Origin of the sequence: Desulfuromonas sp., from assembly GCF_002868845.1 — a bacterium.
In the GTDB taxonomy this organism is placed as follows: domain Bacteria; phylum Desulfobacterota; class Desulfuromonadia; order Desulfuromonadales; family BM501; genus BM501.
Genome location: NZ_PKUB01000013.1, coordinates 111249 through 128271, shown reverse-complemented (window position 1 = coordinate 128271; position 17023 = coordinate 111249). Strand labels below are relative to the sequence as shown.

Annotated in this window: 17 protein-coding genes and 1 pseudogene; all 18 read right to left on the bottom strand. The window is 60.2% G+C overall.

What is annotated here, in order from left to right; translation table 11 throughout:
* Positions 1-642 (bottom strand): TolC family protein (locus tag C0617_RS03500; RefSeq protein WP_291315631.1); only part of this gene is annotated, 642 nt, incomplete at its 3' end.
* Between the two features lie 177 nt (positions 643-819).
* On the bottom strand, positions 820-1692 hold the full coding sequence (locus C0617_RS03495; protein ID WP_291315630.1) for a biotin/lipoate A/B protein ligase family protein: 873 nt from the start codon (positions 1690-1692) through the stop codon (positions 820-822).
* A gap of 70 nt (positions 1693-1762) precedes the next feature.
* Positions 1763-3100, bottom strand: a pseudogene (accC, locus tag C0617_RS03485) (acetyl-CoA carboxylase biotin carboxylase subunit).
* A 62-nt stretch (positions 3101-3162) separates the two neighbouring features.
* A complete protein-coding gene (gene accB / locus C0617_RS03480; RefSeq protein ID WP_291315629.1) occupies positions 3163-3633 on the bottom strand; it encodes an acetyl-CoA carboxylase biotin carboxyl carrier protein in 471 nt (156 codons plus the stop codon).
* Positions 3634-3709: 76 nt separating this feature from the next.
* Complete coding sequence (locus tag C0617_RS03475) at positions 3710-4786, bottom strand: aminopeptidase P family protein (RefSeq protein ID WP_291315628.1); 1077 nt, start codon at positions 4784-4786, stop codon at positions 3710-3712.
* A gap of 22 nt (positions 4787-4808) precedes the next feature.
* Positions 4809-5249, bottom strand: coding sequence for a type II 3-dehydroquinate dehydratase (gene aroQ, locus C0617_RS03470; RefSeq protein WP_363324372.1), 441 nt, complete (start codon positions 5247-5249; stop codon positions 4809-4811).
* Positions 5250-5256: 7 nt separating this feature from the next.
* Positions 5257-5616 carry a roadblock/LC7 domain-containing protein gene (locus C0617_RS03465; protein WP_291315626.1) on the bottom strand — a complete coding sequence of 120 codons (360 nt, stop codon included), beginning with the start codon at positions 5614-5616 and terminating at the stop codon, positions 5257-5259.
* Positions 5606-6463, bottom strand: a complete 858-nt coding sequence (locus tag C0617_RS03460) for a tetratricopeptide repeat protein (protein WP_291315625.1) — start codon at positions 6461-6463, stop codon at positions 5606-5608. The genes C0617_RS03465 and C0617_RS03460 overlap by 11 nt, the downstream gene beginning before the upstream one ends.
* Before the next feature lie 3 nt (positions 6464-6466).
* Positions 6467-7561, bottom strand: a complete 1095-nt coding sequence (gene aroB / locus C0617_RS03455) for a 3-dehydroquinate synthase (protein WP_291315624.1) — start codon at positions 7559-7561, stop codon at positions 6467-6469.
* A 102-nt stretch (positions 7562-7663) separates the two neighbouring features.
* Positions 7664-8824, bottom strand: coding sequence for a chorismate synthase (gene aroC / locus C0617_RS03450; RefSeq protein WP_291315623.1), 1161 nt, complete (start codon positions 8822-8824; stop codon positions 7664-7666).
* Positions 8825-8909: 85 nt separating this feature from the next.
* On the bottom strand, positions 8910-11456 hold the full coding sequence (pilQ, locus tag C0617_RS03445) for a type IV pilus secretin PilQ (RefSeq protein WP_291315622.1): 2547 nt from the start codon (positions 11454-11456) through the stop codon (positions 8910-8912).
* Positions 11457-11514: 58 nt separating this feature from the next.
* Entirely contained in the window at positions 11515-12048 is a 534-nt protein-coding gene (locus C0617_RS03440; protein WP_291315621.1) for a pilus assembly protein PilP, read from the bottom strand.
* Positions 12048-12659, bottom strand: a complete 612-nt coding sequence (locus tag C0617_RS03435; protein WP_291315620.1) for a type 4a pilus biogenesis protein PilO — start codon at positions 12657-12659, stop codon at positions 12048-12050. Before C0617_RS03435 ends, C0617_RS03440 begins: the two co-directional genes overlap by 1 nt.
* A 13-nt stretch (positions 12660-12672) precedes the next feature.
* On the bottom strand, positions 12673-13236 hold the full coding sequence (locus tag C0617_RS03430) for a PilN domain-containing protein (RefSeq protein ID WP_291315619.1): 564 nt from the start codon (positions 13234-13236) through the stop codon (positions 12673-12675).
* Positions 13233-14291, bottom strand: a complete 1059-nt coding sequence (gene pilM, locus C0617_RS03425) for a type IV pilus assembly protein PilM (RefSeq protein WP_291315618.1) — start codon at positions 14289-14291, stop codon at positions 13233-13235. The genes C0617_RS03430 and pilM overlap by 4 nt, the downstream gene beginning before the upstream one ends.
* A gap of 95 nt (positions 14292-14386) precedes the next feature.
* Complete coding sequence (locus C0617_RS03420; RefSeq protein ID WP_291315617.1) at positions 14387-14593, bottom strand: helix-turn-helix transcriptional regulator; 207 nt, start codon at positions 14591-14593, stop codon at positions 14387-14389.
* A 223-nt stretch (positions 14594-14816) separates the two neighbouring features.
* On the bottom strand, positions 14817-15590 hold the full coding sequence (locus tag C0617_RS03415; RefSeq protein WP_291315616.1) for an A24 family peptidase: 774 nt from the start codon (positions 15588-15590) through the stop codon (positions 14817-14819).
* 19 nt (positions 15591-15609) lie between these two features.
* The gene (wbaP, locus tag C0617_RS03410) at positions 15610-17016 is read right to left on the bottom strand and encodes an undecaprenyl-phosphate galactose phosphotransferase WbaP (RefSeq protein ID WP_291315615.1); all 1407 of its coding nucleotides are present in this window, start codon (positions 17014-17016) and stop codon (positions 15610-15612) included.
* Between the last annotated feature and the right edge of the window lie 7 nt (positions 17017-17023).

Genomic DNA, 17023 nt, shown 5'->3' with positions numbered 1-17023 from the left:
GTTCTCCTCCAGTACCTTTTGGGCCAGAGATACGGAGGTTTCCCGGAAACGCAGGTCCTCTCTCTGGCGCTGCACCTCGAAATAGACATCCCGGACCCGGGCAAGAATTTCGAAGCCCCTTTCGCGCAAGTTCTGGACCGATATCTCCCGGTCCTTGATGGCGAACAGAATGGTCTGCTCGGTCACCGTGCGCCCCAGCCCCTGAAGCAGAGGCTGGACAAGAGAAAGTTTCAATTCGCTGTCGTACTCGGGGTCGAGAAAGGGCTCATCGCCGGCAAAGACGTGGTCCCGCCGGTTGGTCATCGACGCCGTCAGCTCCCCGCCGGTGGGCAACGTCTGGGCGAGAGAGAAGTCCACCCTCCGGTTATCGACCCCGGTCTGTCCGGTAAAAAACTGGAAATTTGAGAGGTCGCGGCTCTCCCCCTCAGTCCACAGGACTTCCAGGCGGGGATCGTAGATGCCGAAGCCTTTGCGCACCAGGGCGTCGCTGGCCCGCGACACGAAGGTGGCGGCCCTCAGCTCCAGGTTCCGCTCCAGAGCCATTCGCTCGGCCTGGCGCAGCGACAGGGGTGCGGCCTGCAGAGGCGTCGCCGGAAGGGCGATGAAAAGCAGGAGCAGGAGGATACAGAGAATGCGTATCATAAAGATGTCCCCCACGAGTTCCAGAACGGTTGACCGGGTCGGTCTCTTCTACCCACTTGGCGGTTGTTCAGACTTTAAACGAATCACAGGAATCTGCCACCAGAATAATCCGGAAGGCATCCCCCCCCGCCCTGAATTGTTTTTGCCGTCGCCCTTCGCTCAGGCAGTCCTCGATGGTCAGCCCGACATCGGGGTGAGGAGCCCCTTCCCCCGGTCCGCACTCGGCCCGGTCAAGCGCTCCAGGGTCCATGCGGGATTGCCGTATCTTTCAGCCTGGAGCTGCCGGGCCCGCTCCCACTCGGCGTCGCTGGGAACCTCTTCCGACAGTTCGACACCCAACAATTCGGCAAACCCGGCCAGCAAAAGGTCCTCAAGGTCCTCGACATGCACCGGCCGGCTCAGAAAACGATTCACCCAGCCGACCTTTTCGGTCAAGGCCAGTGCTCCCGCCTCGGCAGAAACCCCACCCCTGGTGTTGAGGGCCAAAAAGAGGCGTTCGGGATCGAGGTCGATGGGAATGGAGCCGTGCTGGAGGAAGGCGCCTCCCTGGCGTTTCTGTGCGCTGCCGGCGATCTTGCATCCGCAGCAGAGAAGCTCGAAGCTGCCCGGTGCGGTGAAGCATGCGCTGCCGCCAGCCCCAGCCATGTTGCGCCCTTTGCTCAACTCGGTCTCCAGGCCCAGGCCTGCGAGGGCATGCTGCAAAACCTGAGCGATGGCCAGATAGGTGTCCAGAATGCCGCCGGGGAAGAGGTTCGACCCTTCCGGGGAGATCACCGCGTAGGTCACCTCCCGGTCATGGAGCACGGCACGCCCGCCGGTGACCCGCCGAACCACGTCGAGCCCAAGACGGCAGCAGGCGGCGAGGTTGAGTACCCCGCCGCCCTGCTGAAAATACCCTATGGAAACCGCCGGCGGATCCCAGCGGTAGAGCCGTAGAACGGAGCAGGACCGCCCCGCAGCGACGGACTCGAGCAGAGCCTCGTCGAGAGCCATGTTGATGGGGGCTCTCAGGGCACCCGAGCGGATGAGGCGCCAGCGGGGACGCGGCATGGGCCCTCCCGTTTGAGCCGGGCCGGGCGCGCTTCCCAGCCCCGGCGAATGACGTCTTGCTTCCTGAGAGCTAAAAGACCAGGCGCTCGATGAACCCCGTATCCACGGCCCCTTCCATGAACTCCTTGTTACTCATGACGCGCTGGTGGAAGGGGATGGTCGTCTTGATACCCTCGATGATGTACTCGTCGAGGGCCCTGGCCATGCGCTTGATGGCCTCTTCCCGGGTCTCGGCGTGAACAATGAGCTTGGCGATCATCGAATCGTAATGGGGCAGCACCGTATACTGGTCGTAGACCGCGCTGTCGACCCGCACGCCAAGCCCCCCGGGAGTGTGGTAGCCGTCGATCTTGCCGGGAAACGGGGTGAACTTGACAGGATCCTCGGCGTTGACCCGGACCTCGATGGCGTGGCCGGTGATCTTGATGTCGGACTGCTTGAAGCGAAGCGGCAGGCCGGCTGCGGAGCGGATCTGCTCCTTGATGATGTCGACCCCGGTGACCATCTCGGTGACCGGATGCTCCACCTGAACGCGGGTGTTCATCTCCATGAAGTAGAAGTTGTTGTCGGCGTCGAGCAAAAACTCCATGGTGCCGACACTGGAGTAGTTGACCGATTTGGCCGCGGCGACGGCGCACTCGCCCATCCGCTTGCGCAAGGCGGGGCTGAGCACGGGACAGGGAGCCTCCTCGATGAGCTTCTGGTGGCGGCGCTGGATGGAACAGTCTCGCTAGCCGAGGTGGATGACGTTGCCGTGCTTGTCGGCCAGGATCTGAATTTCGACGTGCCGGGGCCTCTCGCAGAATTTCTCGATATAGACATCGGGGTTGCCGAAGCCGGCCTGGGCCTCGGACCGGGCGGCGGCGAAGGCGTTGCCCAGGGAGCCCGGCGAATGCACGACCTTCATGCCCCGGCCGCCGCCGCCGGCGGTGGCCTTGATGATCACCGGGTAGCCGATTTCGGCGGCGACCTTCTTGGCCTCCTCAACCGAACCGACCCCTTCGGTCGTCCCGGGCAGAATCGGCACCCCGGCCTCGATAACCGTCTGGCGGGCGCTGATTTTGTCCCCCATGAGGCGCATATTCTCTGCGGTGGGACCGATAAAGGTGATGCCGCAGTTGGCGCAGATCTCGGCGAATTCAGCGTTTTCCGAAAGGAAGCCGTAACAGGGATGGATGGCCTCAGCGTCGGTGACCTCGGCGGCGCTGACAATGGCCTGCATGTTGAGGTAACTGGCGGCGCTGATAGCGGGGCCGATGCACACGCTCTCATCGGCCAGTTTTACGTGAAGGGCCTCACTGTCCACGTCCGAGTGCACCGCTACCGTCTTGATGCCCAGTTCCTTGCAAGCACGGATAATACGCAGGGCGATCTCGCCGCGGTTGGCGATCAATATCTTATGAAACATGGAAGGGTATTCTCCTGTGAGTTCGAGGCGAAGTTCCAAGCAGCTGTCGGGACCGCCCTACCCTAGAGTTTCTCAACCCGGTAGAGAGGGTCGCCGAACTCGACAGGCTCGGCGTTGGCCTTGAGACCTTCGACGATCTTGCAGCGGAACTCGGCCTCGATTTCGTTCATCAGCTTCATGGCCTCGACGATGCAGAGCACCTGGCCCTTTTCCACGACTTGCCCGACCTTGACGTAGGGATCTGAATCGGGCGAGGGGGCCCAGTACATGGTGCCGACAATGGGGGAGTTGATGGTTTCACCCTGTTCGGCGGCAGCGGCGGGGGCCGCAGCCGCCGGAGCAATTGCGGGGGCGGCCGCAGGAACGGGGGCCGCCGGTGCCGGATGCATAAAACTCGGGGGCGCTGCCACCTGTACAACCTCGGTGGTCCCACGCTTGATGGTCACCTTTCCTTCGGGGTTCTCCATCTCGAATTCGGTTATGTCTGTGTCGGTCACCATTTTGATCAGGCTTTTCAGGTCTTTGATATTCATCAGATCAATTCCTCCTTGTTTTTATGCTCATGACCCCGCTCTGCGGGGACGGGGCCGGTCCGGCCCGTTGACCTTCCTAGACAGGAAGGGTTCGAAAATCTTTTGGAATGCGGGTCAGCCTGCGGCAGCCCGCTGCGGTGACCAGCACCATGTCCTCGATACGCACCCCGCCGAGTTCGGGGATGTAGACACCCGGTTCAACGGTGAAGACCATACCCTCCCGGGCAGTCTCATCGGAACGGGGCGAGACGGTGGGATACTCATGAACCTCAAGGCCAACGCCATGCCCGGTGCCGTGACCGAAGTAGTCCCCCAGGCCCCGCTCAACGATAAAGTCCCGAGCCGCATCATCGATCTCCCGAAGGGGCACCCCTGGCTTAACGGCTGCAATGGCCCGATCGTGGGCCTCGAGGACGACGTCGTAGATCTCCCGCAGCCTCGGAGAAACATCCCCCACGGCCACGGTGACCGTCTCGTCCGAGTGGTACCCTCCAAAGCGGGTGCCAAAATCGACCGTTACCAGCTCCCCCGCCCGAATGACCCGGTTCGAGGCGACCCCGTGGGGCATCGCCCCCCGCTCGCCCGAGGCCACGATGAAATCGAAGGCCTTCTCCTCTCCGCCGCGGCGCCGTAGGGAGAATTCGAGTTCAAGGGCGATATCCCGCTCCACCGCCCCGGGCCGAATGAAAGGGAGCACCTCCTCGAAGGCCTCGGCGTTGAGGCGGGCGGCCTCCACTAGGGACTCCACTTCCAAAGAGGTTTTCACCCCGCGCAGGGAAAGGAGCTCCCGACTGACAGGAACCCATTCGAACGTGTTACCGCTTTTCTCCCGAAACCTCTCGACGCTGGCGTAAGACAGGGAATCGGACTCGAATCCGACCTTTCCCGCGCCCGTCTCCCGGAGAAATTCCAAAATGCCGTCGGCCTTCGCGGTGTACTGGCGCACATCGTCGGCGCTAACCTGCTGTTGCGCCTGGGCGGTATACCGGGAGTCGGTGAGAAAGGCATCCGTCTTCCGGGTCGCCACCAGGGCCCCGTCACTCCCCGTGAAACCGCACAGGAAACGGAGGTTGGGGGGATGAAGAAAGACGAAGGCATCGAGGCCGCAAGCCTCCAGAAGATTCGCTGCAAGGGCGATTTTGTCTTTTAGCATAGGCTGGTTTTATTGACAATAACTATCTTTTTAATATCCCTAAAAGGCCGTCGAGGGCCAGTTCATAACTGGCCGCGCCGAACCCGCAGATCTGCCCCAGGGCGACGGGAGCAAGGTAGGAATGATGGCGGAAATCCTCCCGGGCGTGGACGTTGGAAAGGTGCACCTCCACGGTGGGAAGCCCCACCCCGGAAACGGCATCGCGCAGGGCGACGCTGGTATGGGTCAGTCCTCCCGGGTTAATGAGCATTCCGGCCGCGCCCTCCTGGCGGGCCCTGTGAATGCGATCGATGAGATGGCCTTCGTGGTTGGACTGAAAAAAGGACATCTCTACCCCCCGCTCATTGCCACGCGCACGCAACCTCTCATCGATATCCTCGAGGGTCTCCCTCCCGTAGACTTCGGGTTCCCGAACCCCGAGAAGGTTGAGATTAGGCCCGTGCAGAACAAGGATTTCCATAATCAACTACTCAGCCCAGGGCCTCACGGAGACGCGGCGCATCCCGGGACAGAAGGTACCGCCCTTTACCGTAATTCCCTGCGCGGTCCAGGGTCAGGGCCACGAAGTACTCGTCGGTGAGGATGCGGATGATAACGTAGAATTTCTCGGTCTTGACCGAGACCTCCTCCATGTCACCGCTGTCGAGGATTTCCGCAGTCTTCTTGATGTCCTTCAGGACGTTGGCATATTCCACGGCGACGAGTTGCAGGTCGGCCCCGTCCCATGGCTTGAAGTGCTGGTCGATGGCGATGCCGTCGTAGCCCATCAGCACGGCACCGATACCGCCTGCAGTGCCGGCGACGATGCCCTCCAGAATATCATGAAACATGAAGCCTCCTATTGCGAATCGCCTCCAGCCAGCGCTGGAAGATTTCAACCCGTTTGTCGGCAGACGACAGTGGCGAGGCGGTTTCCGCCGCCGGCGACTCCTTCGCCAGGGAGGACCCGGCTCCAGCCCCCGGGGAGACGGTCGGCTCGGAAGGACCCGTATCAGGGACTTCGGCGAACTGGGTCTGTTCATCTTCGAGCTGCGATTCCAGGGCGGAAAGCCTGGCGCGAACGTCCTCGTTGGCGGGATCGCGGGTCAGCAGATCCCGGTAAACTTTGGCGGCGTTCTCCAAAAAACCCTGCCCGACATAGATCTCGGCCAGGGTTGCGGTGGCGATCGGTTCGTCTCGACGGCCTGCCGCCGCCATTTCCGGAGACTGCGGGAGATTCGATTCCGACGCCTCCGGGGCGGATGCCGAAGGCTGTTCGGAGGAGAAGCTGCCCAACATCCGGGCGATGCCCCGGTCATCCGGCCGGAGAAGAGCGGCTCGTTGCAGAAGTTCCCGCGCCCTCCCCTTGTCGTCCCCCTGAAGGAGGAGCCGAGCCAAGTCCTTGAGGGCCGTGAGGTTCCCCTCGTCAAGCTCCAAAGCCTTCTCGAATGCCTGCAGGGCCTCGGACCGCGCACCCAACTGGGTCTGGACCCTTCCCAGGGCGATGTACCCATCGGGATAGTCTGACAGGTTCTGCACCCCCCGGATGGCGATTTCGAGTGCATCGTCGAGCATACCCATTTGCCGATACGCCTCGCAAAGGGGCACGAAGACCTTGGAGCGAGGGTTCCGGTCGAGGATCTCGGTATATTCGGCGATCTTTCCCAGCAGTGAGGCCGGGGACTGCTTTTCGGTCATGGGTCACCTTCCCATGGGCAAGGTGTTCAAAACAGAAGCGAAAAAACCGGCCGGCTCGGCAATGTCCCTAAGGAGGCAATCGCCGATGCCACGGTTGAGAACGAGGCGCAGAACCCCCTCCTTCACCTTCTTGTCCCGCCCCATGGCATTCAGGTAGTCTTCAAGGGAAAAACTGGGCGGCTCCACCGGGAGGCCGAAAGACGCCAGCAATTCGCGAATGGAATCGACCTCGCCCGAAGTGCACAGATCGAGAGTGCTGGCCCCCACCGCGGCGACGACCATCCCGATGGCCACCGCTTCGCCGTGCTTGATCTGGCCGTAGCCGGCCAAAGTTTCCACGGCATGGCCAAAAGTATGGCCGAAATTGAGAATAGCCCTCAAATAGCTTTCATTTTCGTCAACTTCTACAACATTCGCCTTGATTTGGCAAGACCTCTTCACCGCCTCAATCAGAGCGGTGCGATCAAGCCGCTGCAGCTCTGACCTGTGGCTTCCAAGCCAGTCGAAAAAAGAGCGGTCCCGGATAATGCCGTACTTGACAACTTCGGCCATGCCGGCTGCAAATTCGCGGTGCGGCAGGGTAGTCAGGGTGGCGACATCGATGTGAACGTGGCGGGGCTGGTAAAAGGCGCCGATCAGATTCTTTCCAAGGGGATGGTTGACGGCAGTCTTCCCCCCCACCGAACTGTCGACCTGTGACAGGAGGGTAGTGGGCACTTGAGCGAAGGGGATGCCGCGCAGATAGGTGGCTGCGGCAAACCCGGCCATATCGCCGACCACCCCGCCGCCGAGGGCGACCAGTCCGCTGAAGCGGTCCAAACCGTTTTCGATGAGACCGTCGTAAATGGTCTCAAGGGTTTCGAGGTTCTTAAATTGCTCCCCGTCTGGCACCGTCACCGTTTCGGCATGAAAGCCCTCTTTGGCAAGGGCCTCCAGAACACGCTCCGCGTAAAGGCCTCCAACGGTCGGGTTGGTAACCACCGCAACCTTGCGCGGAAAATCGACCTCTTTAAGGGCTCGGCCCAGGTTGTCGAGGATATCATCGCCGATCCAAATCGGGTAACTCCTCTGCCCGAGGCCGACTTTCAACTGTTCCATATCTGCCTTTTCCCGCTTTGAGATGATTCGAAATGACGGACGGCGCCCGGCCCACGCCCCTGCGACAGGGCCGTTTTGTCGTGAAACATCGCGCCAACCGGCTTAAAACCGCTCCACATGACGCCGGAAGGAATCCAGGTTCTCGCGGACTTCTTCGATCGAATCCCCGCCGCACTTTTCGAGCAGGGCATTGGCCACCTCGATGGCGACCACTGCCTCGGCGACCACCGCAGCGGCCGGCACCGCGCAGACGTCGGATCGCTCGACCGTCGCCGCGAAGGGCTTTTTGCTTTCCATATCGACGGTCTGGAGGGGCTGATAAAGGGTGGGAATCGGCTTCATCGCGCCGCGCACCACGATGGCCTCTCCGTTGGTCATTCCCCCCTCCAGGCCACCGGCCCGGTTGGATCGTCGAGAGAAGCCTCCATCCCTGTATTCGATCTCGTCGTGGACCTGGGATCCTGGCCGCCGAGCGGCCTCGAAGCCGGCTCCGATTTCAACCCCCTTGAACGCCTGGATGCTCATCACCGCGGCCGCCAGGCGGCCGTCAAGTCGGCGATCCCAGTGCACATGGCTGCCGAGTCCGACGGGCGCCCCCAGGACCGCAACTTCGACCACTCCGCCGAGGGAGTCTCCGGCTTCCTTGGCCTGGTCGATGGCGGCGATCATCCTTTTCTCTGCGTTCGAATCGAAGGTGCGGCAGGGGGAGGCTTCGCTGCGGGCAAAGCGCTCGCGATAATCCTCGAGGACCTCCTCGCATTTGACGCCGCCAAGTTCGGTCACGTACCCCATGACCTCGATGCCAAGTTCCGAAAGAAAACGTCGGCAAAGAGAGCCCACAGCGACCCGGACGGCGGTCTCCCGGGCGCTCGAGCGTTCGAGGATGTTGCGGGCATCGTCCTGGCGGTACTTGATCACCCCGCTGAGATCGGCGTGCCCGGGCCGGGGGTGGGTCACGGCTTCCCCCTCCATCCGGTCCTCGGCACGAGGCGACATCTTCTTGTCCCAGTTGGCCCAATCGCGATTCTCGATGGAAAGGGTAATGGGGGATCCGAGGGTCAGGCCCCAGCGAACACCGGAGAGGAACCGAACTCGGTCCTGTTCGATCTTCATCCGGCCGCCGCGGCCGTAACCCTGCTGCCGCCGGGCCAGATGCCGGTCGATATCCTCTTCGCAAAGAGGCAGGTTGGCGGGCATCCCCTCAAGGATGGCGGTCAGGGTGGGGCCATGGGATTCACCGGCTGTCAGGTAGCGCAAGGTCATTTTCTTGTTCCGTTCTGTTGATATTAACAAAAGGACAGGCCGTGGCCTGTCCTTTATTGTAACCGGCATTCAGCTGAAGGTTCGCTTACTGAACGATTCTGGGGGTAATGAAAATCAGCAATTCGGAGCGATTGTCTGTTTTAGTGGAGGACTTGAACAAGTGTCCCAATATGGGCAGGTGGCGCAGAAGCGGGATGCCTGCTTCGACCCGATCCTCACTCTCGACGAAAATTCCGCCGATGACCGTGGTCTCCCCGTCCCGAACCAGAACCTTGGTCTTTGCCTCCTTGGTGTCGATGCTCGGCTGGCTCGCCCCCTCGGTAACCGAAGGCGAACTGTTGGTCGCAAGGATATCCAGGATAACGCTGTCGTCGGGGTTGATGACAGGGGTCACGTCCAACTGAAGATTGGCATCCACGAATTCGGTCTTGGGCAGACCATCAGCCCCGGAGGAGGTGTAGGGGATCTTGGTCCCCTGGCTGATGGTGGCCTGCTCGCCGTTGAGGGTGGAGACTCGCGGGGTCGAAACGATCTTTCCGTTCCCCGACTCCTCAAGCGCGGAGATGCGCAGGTCGAGCACCGTGCTGTCGATCCCCAACCGGCCGAAGGTGAAACTGGTCCCCAAGCCGGGCGAGCCGAGAGCGGGAGCGATGCTGAAGCTTCCCCCGCCGGAGGCGTCTCCGGAGCTGAGATCCCAGGGGCTGCAGGCATCATCTCCATAGGAAAGGCCCCAGTTGACGCCCATGCGCCGGCTGAAGTTGGAGTCGGCCTCGACAATGCGGGCCTCGATAATGACCTGGCGCTCCGGGGTGTCGAGAATGCTCACAAGGTTCTTCACGTCGTCCAGCGCGGAGCGAATGTCTGTAACGATCAGCTGCTTGTTGCGGCTGTCCTCGGTCAGCTTGCCGCGCTCGGTCAAAAGTTCCCGAGCGGGTCCGGCGACGTTGCCGAGTCCGGTATAACTGACACTGACAATTTCGGTCTCCAGAGGTTCGAGTTCCCGCTCCTCCTTCACCGCAGTAAGTTCGGCCTGACGCATAGACCGGATGGTCTCTTTGGGCAGGATGCGCACAACGTTCCCCTCCCAAAGCATGCCCAGCCCCTTGATGTCCATGATCAGGTCGAGAGCCTGGTCCAAAGGCACGTCAATAAGGCGCAGGGTGACGGTCCCCTGTATCCCGTCACCGGCAATGATGTTGAGATCACTCACTTCGGCGATGAGTTGAAGAATCATCCGGATGTCCGCGTTATCGAACACGAGGGTAATTCTTTCACCGCCGTAAGGCCGCTGCTGATCCGCGCTTCCGATGACCTGCGGGCCGTAGGCCGAAGCGGGGGCGTAGGTTGAAGCGACAACAGCCGAGGCAGGGGCAGGCCGTTCCACAACAGGCTTTTCCGCGGGTACGACGGTCACCCTCTGCCTGGCCTCCGGCTCCGGGGCAGGTTCGGCGAAAGCACCGTCCTTGACGGCGAAGATCAGGCTGTTCCCTTCTCTTTCCAGGGTGAAGGGAACAGGTCCCTTGAGCTCTACGGCGAAGCGGACCTCGGGAGAGCCGCCTCCCCCCGCTACATAGGGTGTCACCAGGCGCACGGCGCTCGGGAATGCAGAGGCGTCGATGGTTCGGCGCAAAGCCCGGCTGATAGCGGCATTTCCGACACCGAACCGGACCACATCCCCATCGGAGACGGGGTCGATGACCTTAAAATCCCCATCAATTACGATATTGAGGACGGATCGTCCGTTCTCGGTCTGAAAATCGACTGCCTCTACGGTTGCAGGGGGCCCGGCAGGAGTCGAAGGCACAAATTGGGCCCCTTGCTTCTGGTCCCCCAGCGCCACAACAACGGCCCGCCCTTCTTTGCCGACCGTGAATTGAGGCAACTTCGGCCCCTCGGCATCGAAGACGAAACGGGTTTTGTCCTCGTAGATACCGAGCCGTACCCCTCCGAAACCCGAAGAGGCGGCAAAGGATCGCTCGGGGAAAGCGGGCTGCACGTCGTAGATATCAACGACGAGCCGCGGGGGCGCGCCGAGCCGGAAATACCTGAATTTGTCGATGCGCCCGTCGGTGTTCAGAACGGTCCGATCCCCCAGGGCTTGAACCGACTCGACCCTCCGGGCCACCCGCCCGGGCCCGCCCTCGGGCATCTCCTTGACCTGGGCGACCTCCTTGACCTGGGCGACCTCTGCTCCCTCTGGGGTTGCCATTGGGGCGGTCCCGACCTGCGCCCCTTCCCCAGGAGCGTCTGTAAAGGTCAGGCGAAAATCATTACCGGAGAGAGAAACGACATAATCGGCCTCGGCGGACAGCAGCAGTTCAACTCGGCCCAGTTTCCCCGACTTTAGTTCATAAGAGGAAATTTGAATCTTGTCCAGAGGGCCCTTTCCTGCCGCAACCGGGGAATTCATCTTTTTGACATCCATCCCGGGCAGGTCGATAACCACTCTGACGGGATCGGAGGAGTCATAAACGGTGTACTTGTAACCGACGGGTCTCTGAGTCTTCAGAAGCACCGTCGGCAGCGTGGAGTTCTCGTCAATGCTGACGCTGAGGAGTTCGTTCGATACCGCCTCTCCTGTTCCGCTTTGGGCGAAGGCCGGAGCGGTCGTGATGAAGGCACACACCAGCATCAAGGCCACCATAACTAGAAATCTTCCCCCAAAAGGCTTGCCGATCATCATACGCATGTCAGAGAACTCCCTCCCTTTCAGGAAGTTGGATTTTCTGGACTCCCTTGCGAACAGTACCGGTAAAATCGTAGTAACGCTCTTCGACAAGGACGGCCTCAGGCCTGACGTCAACGACCTTTCCGTCGTTTCTGCCCACCTTGATGCCTTTTTTAAGGATATAGGATTTGCCGTCCGGAGCCACGACCATGGCCCGAGGCTCCCCTTTGCCGACAATGACCCCGATGAGGCGCAGCTGACCAAGATCGAACCGTTGGAGCGGAGTCAGGGGCATGCCGACCCTGGGAGCGGATTTCTTGACGTTCAGGGGAATGTCGAAGGGGTCGCGCCGTCCCGTAGAGTCATAGACATACCGGGGCGGGGCCTCCTTCTCTTCCTCCTGGACGGCATCGACCACCCCGGGTTCGGGCGGAGCGGGTGCGACCTTCTTGGGAGGCGGAGCGGGCGCAGGAGGCGGAGTCTCCTCACCGCAGCCGGTCAGATTAAGAAGCAGGGCGATCGCCGCTGCAGCTATCAGAATCGACGGCCACCGCATCAGGTCCTCCCTCCCCCGCGGGGTTTTTTCGGAGGCTCAACGGATCCCTCCAGGAAACGGAAGGTGGTCGCCAGGCAGTCGATGGACAGTTGGGTCCGCCCGTCCTGAACGTTCGGCCCCCCCAGGGAAAGATTCCCTATATTCACGATCCGGGGAAGGCTGCCCACCGCCTGGACGAAAAGCGCCACCTCATGATAGGAGCCGGCCAGCTTCAAACTGACCGGAACCTCGGCATAAAAACCCTTGGGGATTTCCCCGCCGGGACGGAAAGTCAGCACCTCGAGACCGTTGTCCTTGGCCAGCGAGGCGATGCTCGTCAGCAGGGTCGGGATCTCCTTTTCGTTCGGGAGTTCCTTGAGGGCTTCCTTCAGCTTCGCCTGCATCTTCTCGTACTCGGCCTTGAACTTGGGAAGATTGTTGGCGATCCGCCGGTCTTCGAGAAGCTTTGCCTCGAGCTGGTCGCTGCGGGCCACCAGGCTCTGGTACTCCTCCTGCTGCTGCAGATAAAGAAAGTAGACGAAGGCGCCCACGATGATCAACAGCAGGACGCCAAGGATCAAACCCCTCTGGTAAAGGGGAAGCTTCAATAGTTTTTCAATGCGAGGATTCATGGGCCCTCTAGTTCTACCTGACTGCTGCGTCTTTGGGGGGCTTTTCCGTCTGACAGGTCACATCGAAACCCTGCAGTTTCAACCCGGCATAGCCCGTTTGTTGAACGACCCCGAGTTCGACCTTGCGGTAATAAGGGGAAGCCTCGAGATCCCGCAGGAACCTGGCCACGGTCTCTTCGTTGATGCCGATCCCCTTGAGACTGACATTGCCGCCCGACTCCTTGAAAGAGGTCACCCAGGCTTTGTCGGGCAGAACCCTGCTCAACTCGTCCAGAAGGTGAACCGGGCCGGTCTTACCCTCCTTGAGCTTCTGCAGCACATCGAGCTTGCCCTGCAGTTCCGCCTGAAGCTTCTTGAACCGTCCGACCTCGCCGATGGTCTTTCGCAAACGCGAGATTTCCATCTCCTTGCGCGAAACCTCATCCTTCATATCCCCGACCTTGCCCAGCACGTTTACATAAGCCCCTGCGCATGCAGCGGCAGTCAAGACCACGCTAAGGGCGAGGACCACGAACTGCCCGCGAAAGCGGTCTTTTTTCTGGGAGGCCCTGACGGGCAGCAGATTGATCCGAATCACTTGTCCCCCACCTTCCTCATGGCCAGCCCGACCGCGACGGGAAAAAGAGGTCCGACAGCCCGGATATATTCGGGATCAAATTCTTTCTCGTTGACCTCCACCTGACGGAAAGGGTCGAGCAACTCGACAGGGAAACCGAGGCGCTTTTCAAGAACGTCCAGAACCTGCGGGGTCATGGACACCCCGCCTGCTATGTAGAGTTTTTGAAACTGTTCGTCCGAAGAGGTCGCGGCGAAGAAATCGAGGGAGCGCTGAACCTCCTGCGCAAGGTTCTCCGTGGCATCGGACAAAACGTCAGAGACCATGACCGGGTCGGCGTCCTCCACCTCTCCGCCCAGTTTGACGGTTTCCGCGTCCTCGTGGCTGAGGCCAAGCCGCTTCTGGATCTCTTCGTTTAACATGTTGCCGCCGACCTGGATGTCGCGGGTGAAGACCGCGACCCCGCCGCGCAGCACACTGACATTCATGGCACTGGCTCCCATGTTGATGAGAGCGACGACCCCTGTCTCCTGGACGCCGTAATTGGTCTCGAACGCGTTTTCGAGGGCAAAGCAGTAGATATCCATAACCTGGGGGTTCAGTCCGCATTCCCTGAAAACCGCCACATATTCGTTGACGAAATCCTTCTTCGCGGCCACGAGGATGACGTTCATCTGCGAAGGGTCGTTTTCATCGGGCCCCAGAATCTGAAAATCGAGGTTAACCTCGGAAATCTCAAAGGGGATGTACTGCTCGGCCTCCCACTGGATGGAGGATTCCATCTCCTCCTGGCTCATCATGGGCAGCTGAATTTTGCGAATAATAACCGAATGTCCGGAAATGGACGTGGCGACATTTTTTGTCTTGACCTTGTGGCTTTCCACCAGATTTCGGATGACATCGACCACGGAGCTGGAGTCCATGATGGCATTGTCCACGATGGCCTCGGGGGGCAAGGGCGCAATCCCCAGATCGACCAGGTGGTAACCGCCCTTGGCCTCGCGCAACTGCACCATCTTTACGGAACTCGATCCGATGTCGATGCCGACAATGTCTTTACTGGTCCGAAAAAGCATCAAACGATCCGTCCATAAGGGGAATGAACCCGAGACTGCGCTCGGCAGTCCTGAAACGCTGACTCTATCGTATGTCCGAGCAAAGAGCGTACCATCTAATCGTCGCCTCCGGGAAAAACCTTCTCCTTCTCCTCCAGAGGCAAGCCGAGAGCGAGAATAATCTTTCGCATGGTGGCCATACGGCAGGCGGCGCCGCGTTCGATGCGGTCCACGGTCAAGGGGGAAACCCCGGCCTTGCGAGCCAGTTCCGCCTTGCTCATAAGCAGGGCTTCACGTAATTGTTTAACACGATTCTGAGCCATCTATCCTGATCCCATATTGGTCACATTTATGGAAAATTAGGCCTAATTATATGGCAATTAAATAAAGTGTCAAGACCATAAAAGTGATCCCAGACGAGGTAAGGGGGTGTTTTTTAAGGACATTACCCCCCCAGCAACAAGATGGTGAGATCGGACAAACATCGCCCCACTACATATAGGGGCCCAAAGGTTTTAAAATTTTCTCAACCGAATGGGGATATTTTTAGAACAGAGAGAGGTACCAGCGGACGAGGGGAGGCCCCCAGAGCAGGAAAACAACGGCGCCCAGTGCCAAAAAAGGGCCGAAGGGGATAGCCAGCTTGCCATCGGACTTTTTGATCAGCATCAGCGGAACACCCACCAGGGAACCGACAAGGGAGCTGAGGAAGATGACGGGCAGGACCGCCTGCCAACCGAGAAAGGCGCCGAGCATGGCCAGGAGCTTGATGTCCCCTCCCCCCATGCCCTCCTTCTTGGCCAAAAACTCGTACCCGACGGCCACCAGGAAGAGGCTCCCCCCGCCAAGCAGTATTCCGAAAAGAGAGTCGCTCCACGAAATCCACGGGATGGCGAAAGAGCAGAGGAAGCCGACCCCGATCCCTGGCAGACTGATGACATCGGGAATGATCTGGTGGTCGAGGTCGATAAAGGTAATGGTCACCAGGGCGGCCGCCAGAACCCAGTAGACCGGGGTCGCCAGGTGGAAACCGAAGCGGTAGAGGACCAGGACGAAAAGGAGTCCCGTCAAAGCTTCCACCAAGGGGTATCTTGCAGAGATGGGAACCTGGCAGGAACCGCAGCGCCCTCGGAGCAGAAGGTAGCTGAGGATGGGTATGTTCTGGTACCAGCGAATCGGGGCCTGGCACCGGGGGCAGCGGGAACGGGGAGAGACGATCGACTCCCCGGCCGGAACCCGGTAGATGCAGACGTTCAAAAAGGACCCGACGACAGAACCCAGGACGAAAGCATAGACAAGGGGCAGATAATAGAAGATCAAACCGGCATTCCCTTCTTCATCAATACGCCCCTTCGCGCTTGAGTACGGCGGGAAGGGTCCGCAAAAGAATCATAAAATCGAGCCACAGTGACCAGTTGCGGACGTAAAAGGTGTCGAGCATCACCCGCTGCTGGTAGTCCACGTCATTGCGACCGCTCACCTGCCACAGGCCGGAAAGCCCCGGGCATACGGCCCGGTAGTATTGAAAGTATTCCCCGTATTTTTCGATCTCGTCCGCAACGATGGGCCGAGGACCGACCAGGCTCATCTGCCCCCCCAACACGTTCAGGACTTGAGGCAGCTCGTCAAGGCTCGTGCGCCGCAGAAAGTGCCCAACAGGGGTAACCCGCGGGTCGTTCTTGAGCTTGCGCTCGGCCTCCCATTCGGCACGGACTTCGGGGTGTTTTTGGAGATACTCGGCCAACCGCTCCTCGGCGTCGGCGACCATGGTGCGAAACTTCAAACACCCGAAGGAGGAACCGTCCCGGCCGATGCGGGCCTGCCGGAAGAGAACCGGCCCGGGCGAGGAAAACTTAACCGCCACGGCCAGCACCAGCAGCAGTGGCGCCCAGACCGGCAGGCTCACAAACAGGACCACGATCTCTGCGGCGCTTTTCAGATGCCGGTTTGAGCGCTTCATCAAATTGTTCTGAAATGAAAGGAGAAAGTAGCGCTCGACTTTTTCAACCTCCACGTTGAGCTTGTCGGCATCAAAAAGTTCGGGCAGGACGGACACCTTGGGCACCAGCGCTTCAGCTCGTCGAAGCAGGTCGAACTGTGTAAGGCGGGACTCCGCAGGGAGAGCGATAATGACCTCGTAAACAGACTGCCCCTCGAGAACCGCTTCCAGGGCATCCAAGCCACCGAGGTTTGCCCCGGTCCCGTTCGGGTCCTGTCCCTCACCGCAAAGAAACCCGGACAGGACATATCCGAGTTCCTGAAACTTCTGCATCTGGGCGGCAAGCTGGATTGCCTCTGGACCGCAACCGGCAAAAAGCACCGACCGAGGCCAGAAGGCGGTTTTTAACAACAGTATTTTAAACTTCAGGCGAATGGCGACCAAAAACCAGGGAGCCAAGACCCATGCAAGAAAGACCGCCGGTCGCGAAATGTCCGCACCTGCCTTGAGAAGGGTCATGACCGCGAGGAAAAGTACAAAGGCCACGGTCGCTCCGCGCAACAGATGCCGGAGCTCCTCCCATGCCGTGCGCCGGCGCGCATAAAGCCCCTCATAGGCGAAGACACCGATACTGATTGCGAACAGCCAGAAGTACTCGAGGCGCCAGGGTGCCTCGGTGGCAAACAAATCCGTAAACAGAGGCAGAATCGCTTGACGGAGAAATAAACCGGCGACAAGCGCAATTAAAAGGCCGCCCAAGTCGGCCGCCGCAAGACAGAGGAATGTCAGGAGTTGCTTTTTTAACATACCAACC

Coding starts and splice junctions, on each gene's coding strand:
- pilM (WP_291315618.1), bottom strand. CDS start 14,291: ATGCTTTTTCGGACCAGTAAAGACATTGTCGGCATCGACATCGGATCG.
- C0617_RS03440 (WP_291315621.1), bottom strand. CDS start 12,048: ATGCGGTGGCCGTCGATTCTGATAGCTGCAGCGGCGATCGCCCTGCTT.
- pilQ (WP_291315622.1), bottom strand. CDS start 11,456: ATGCTGGTGTGTGCCTTCATCACGACCGCTCCGGCCTTCGCCCAAAGC.
- accB (WP_291315629.1), bottom strand. CDS start 3,633: ATGAATATCAAAGACCTGAAAAGCCTGATCAAAATGGTGACCGACACA.
- wbaP (WP_291315615.1), bottom strand. CDS start 17,016: ATGTTAAAAAAGCAACTCCTGACATTCCTCTGTCTTGCGGCGGCCGAC.
- aroC (WP_291315623.1), bottom strand. CDS start 8,824: ATGACCTTGCGCTACCTGACAGCCGGTGAATCCCATGGCCCCACCCTG.
- C0617_RS03475 (WP_291315628.1), bottom strand. CDS start 4,786: ATGCTAAAAGACAAAATCGCCCTTGCAGCGAATCTTCTGGAGGCTTGC.
- C0617_RS03465 (WP_291315626.1), bottom strand. CDS start 5,616: ATGTTTCATGATATTCTGGAGGGCATCGTCGCCGGCACTGCAGGCGGT.
- C0617_RS03435 (WP_291315620.1), bottom strand. CDS start 12,659: ATGAATCCTCGCATTGAAAAACTATTGAAGCTTCCCCTTTACCAGAGG.
- C0617_RS03495 (WP_291315630.1), bottom strand. CDS start 1,692: ATGCCGCGTCCCCGCTGGCGCCTCATCCGCTCGGGTGCCCTGAGAGCC.
- aroB (WP_291315624.1), bottom strand. CDS start 7,561: ATGGAACAGTTGAAAGTCGGCCTCGGGCAGAGGAGTTACCCGATTTGG.
- C0617_RS03420 (WP_291315617.1), bottom strand. CDS start 14,593: ATGGCTCAGAATCGTGTTAAACAATTACGTGAAGCCCTGCTTATGAGC.
- C0617_RS03460 (WP_291315625.1), bottom strand. CDS start 6,463: ATGACCGAAAAGCAGTCCCCGGCCTCACTGCTGGGAAAGATCGCCGAA.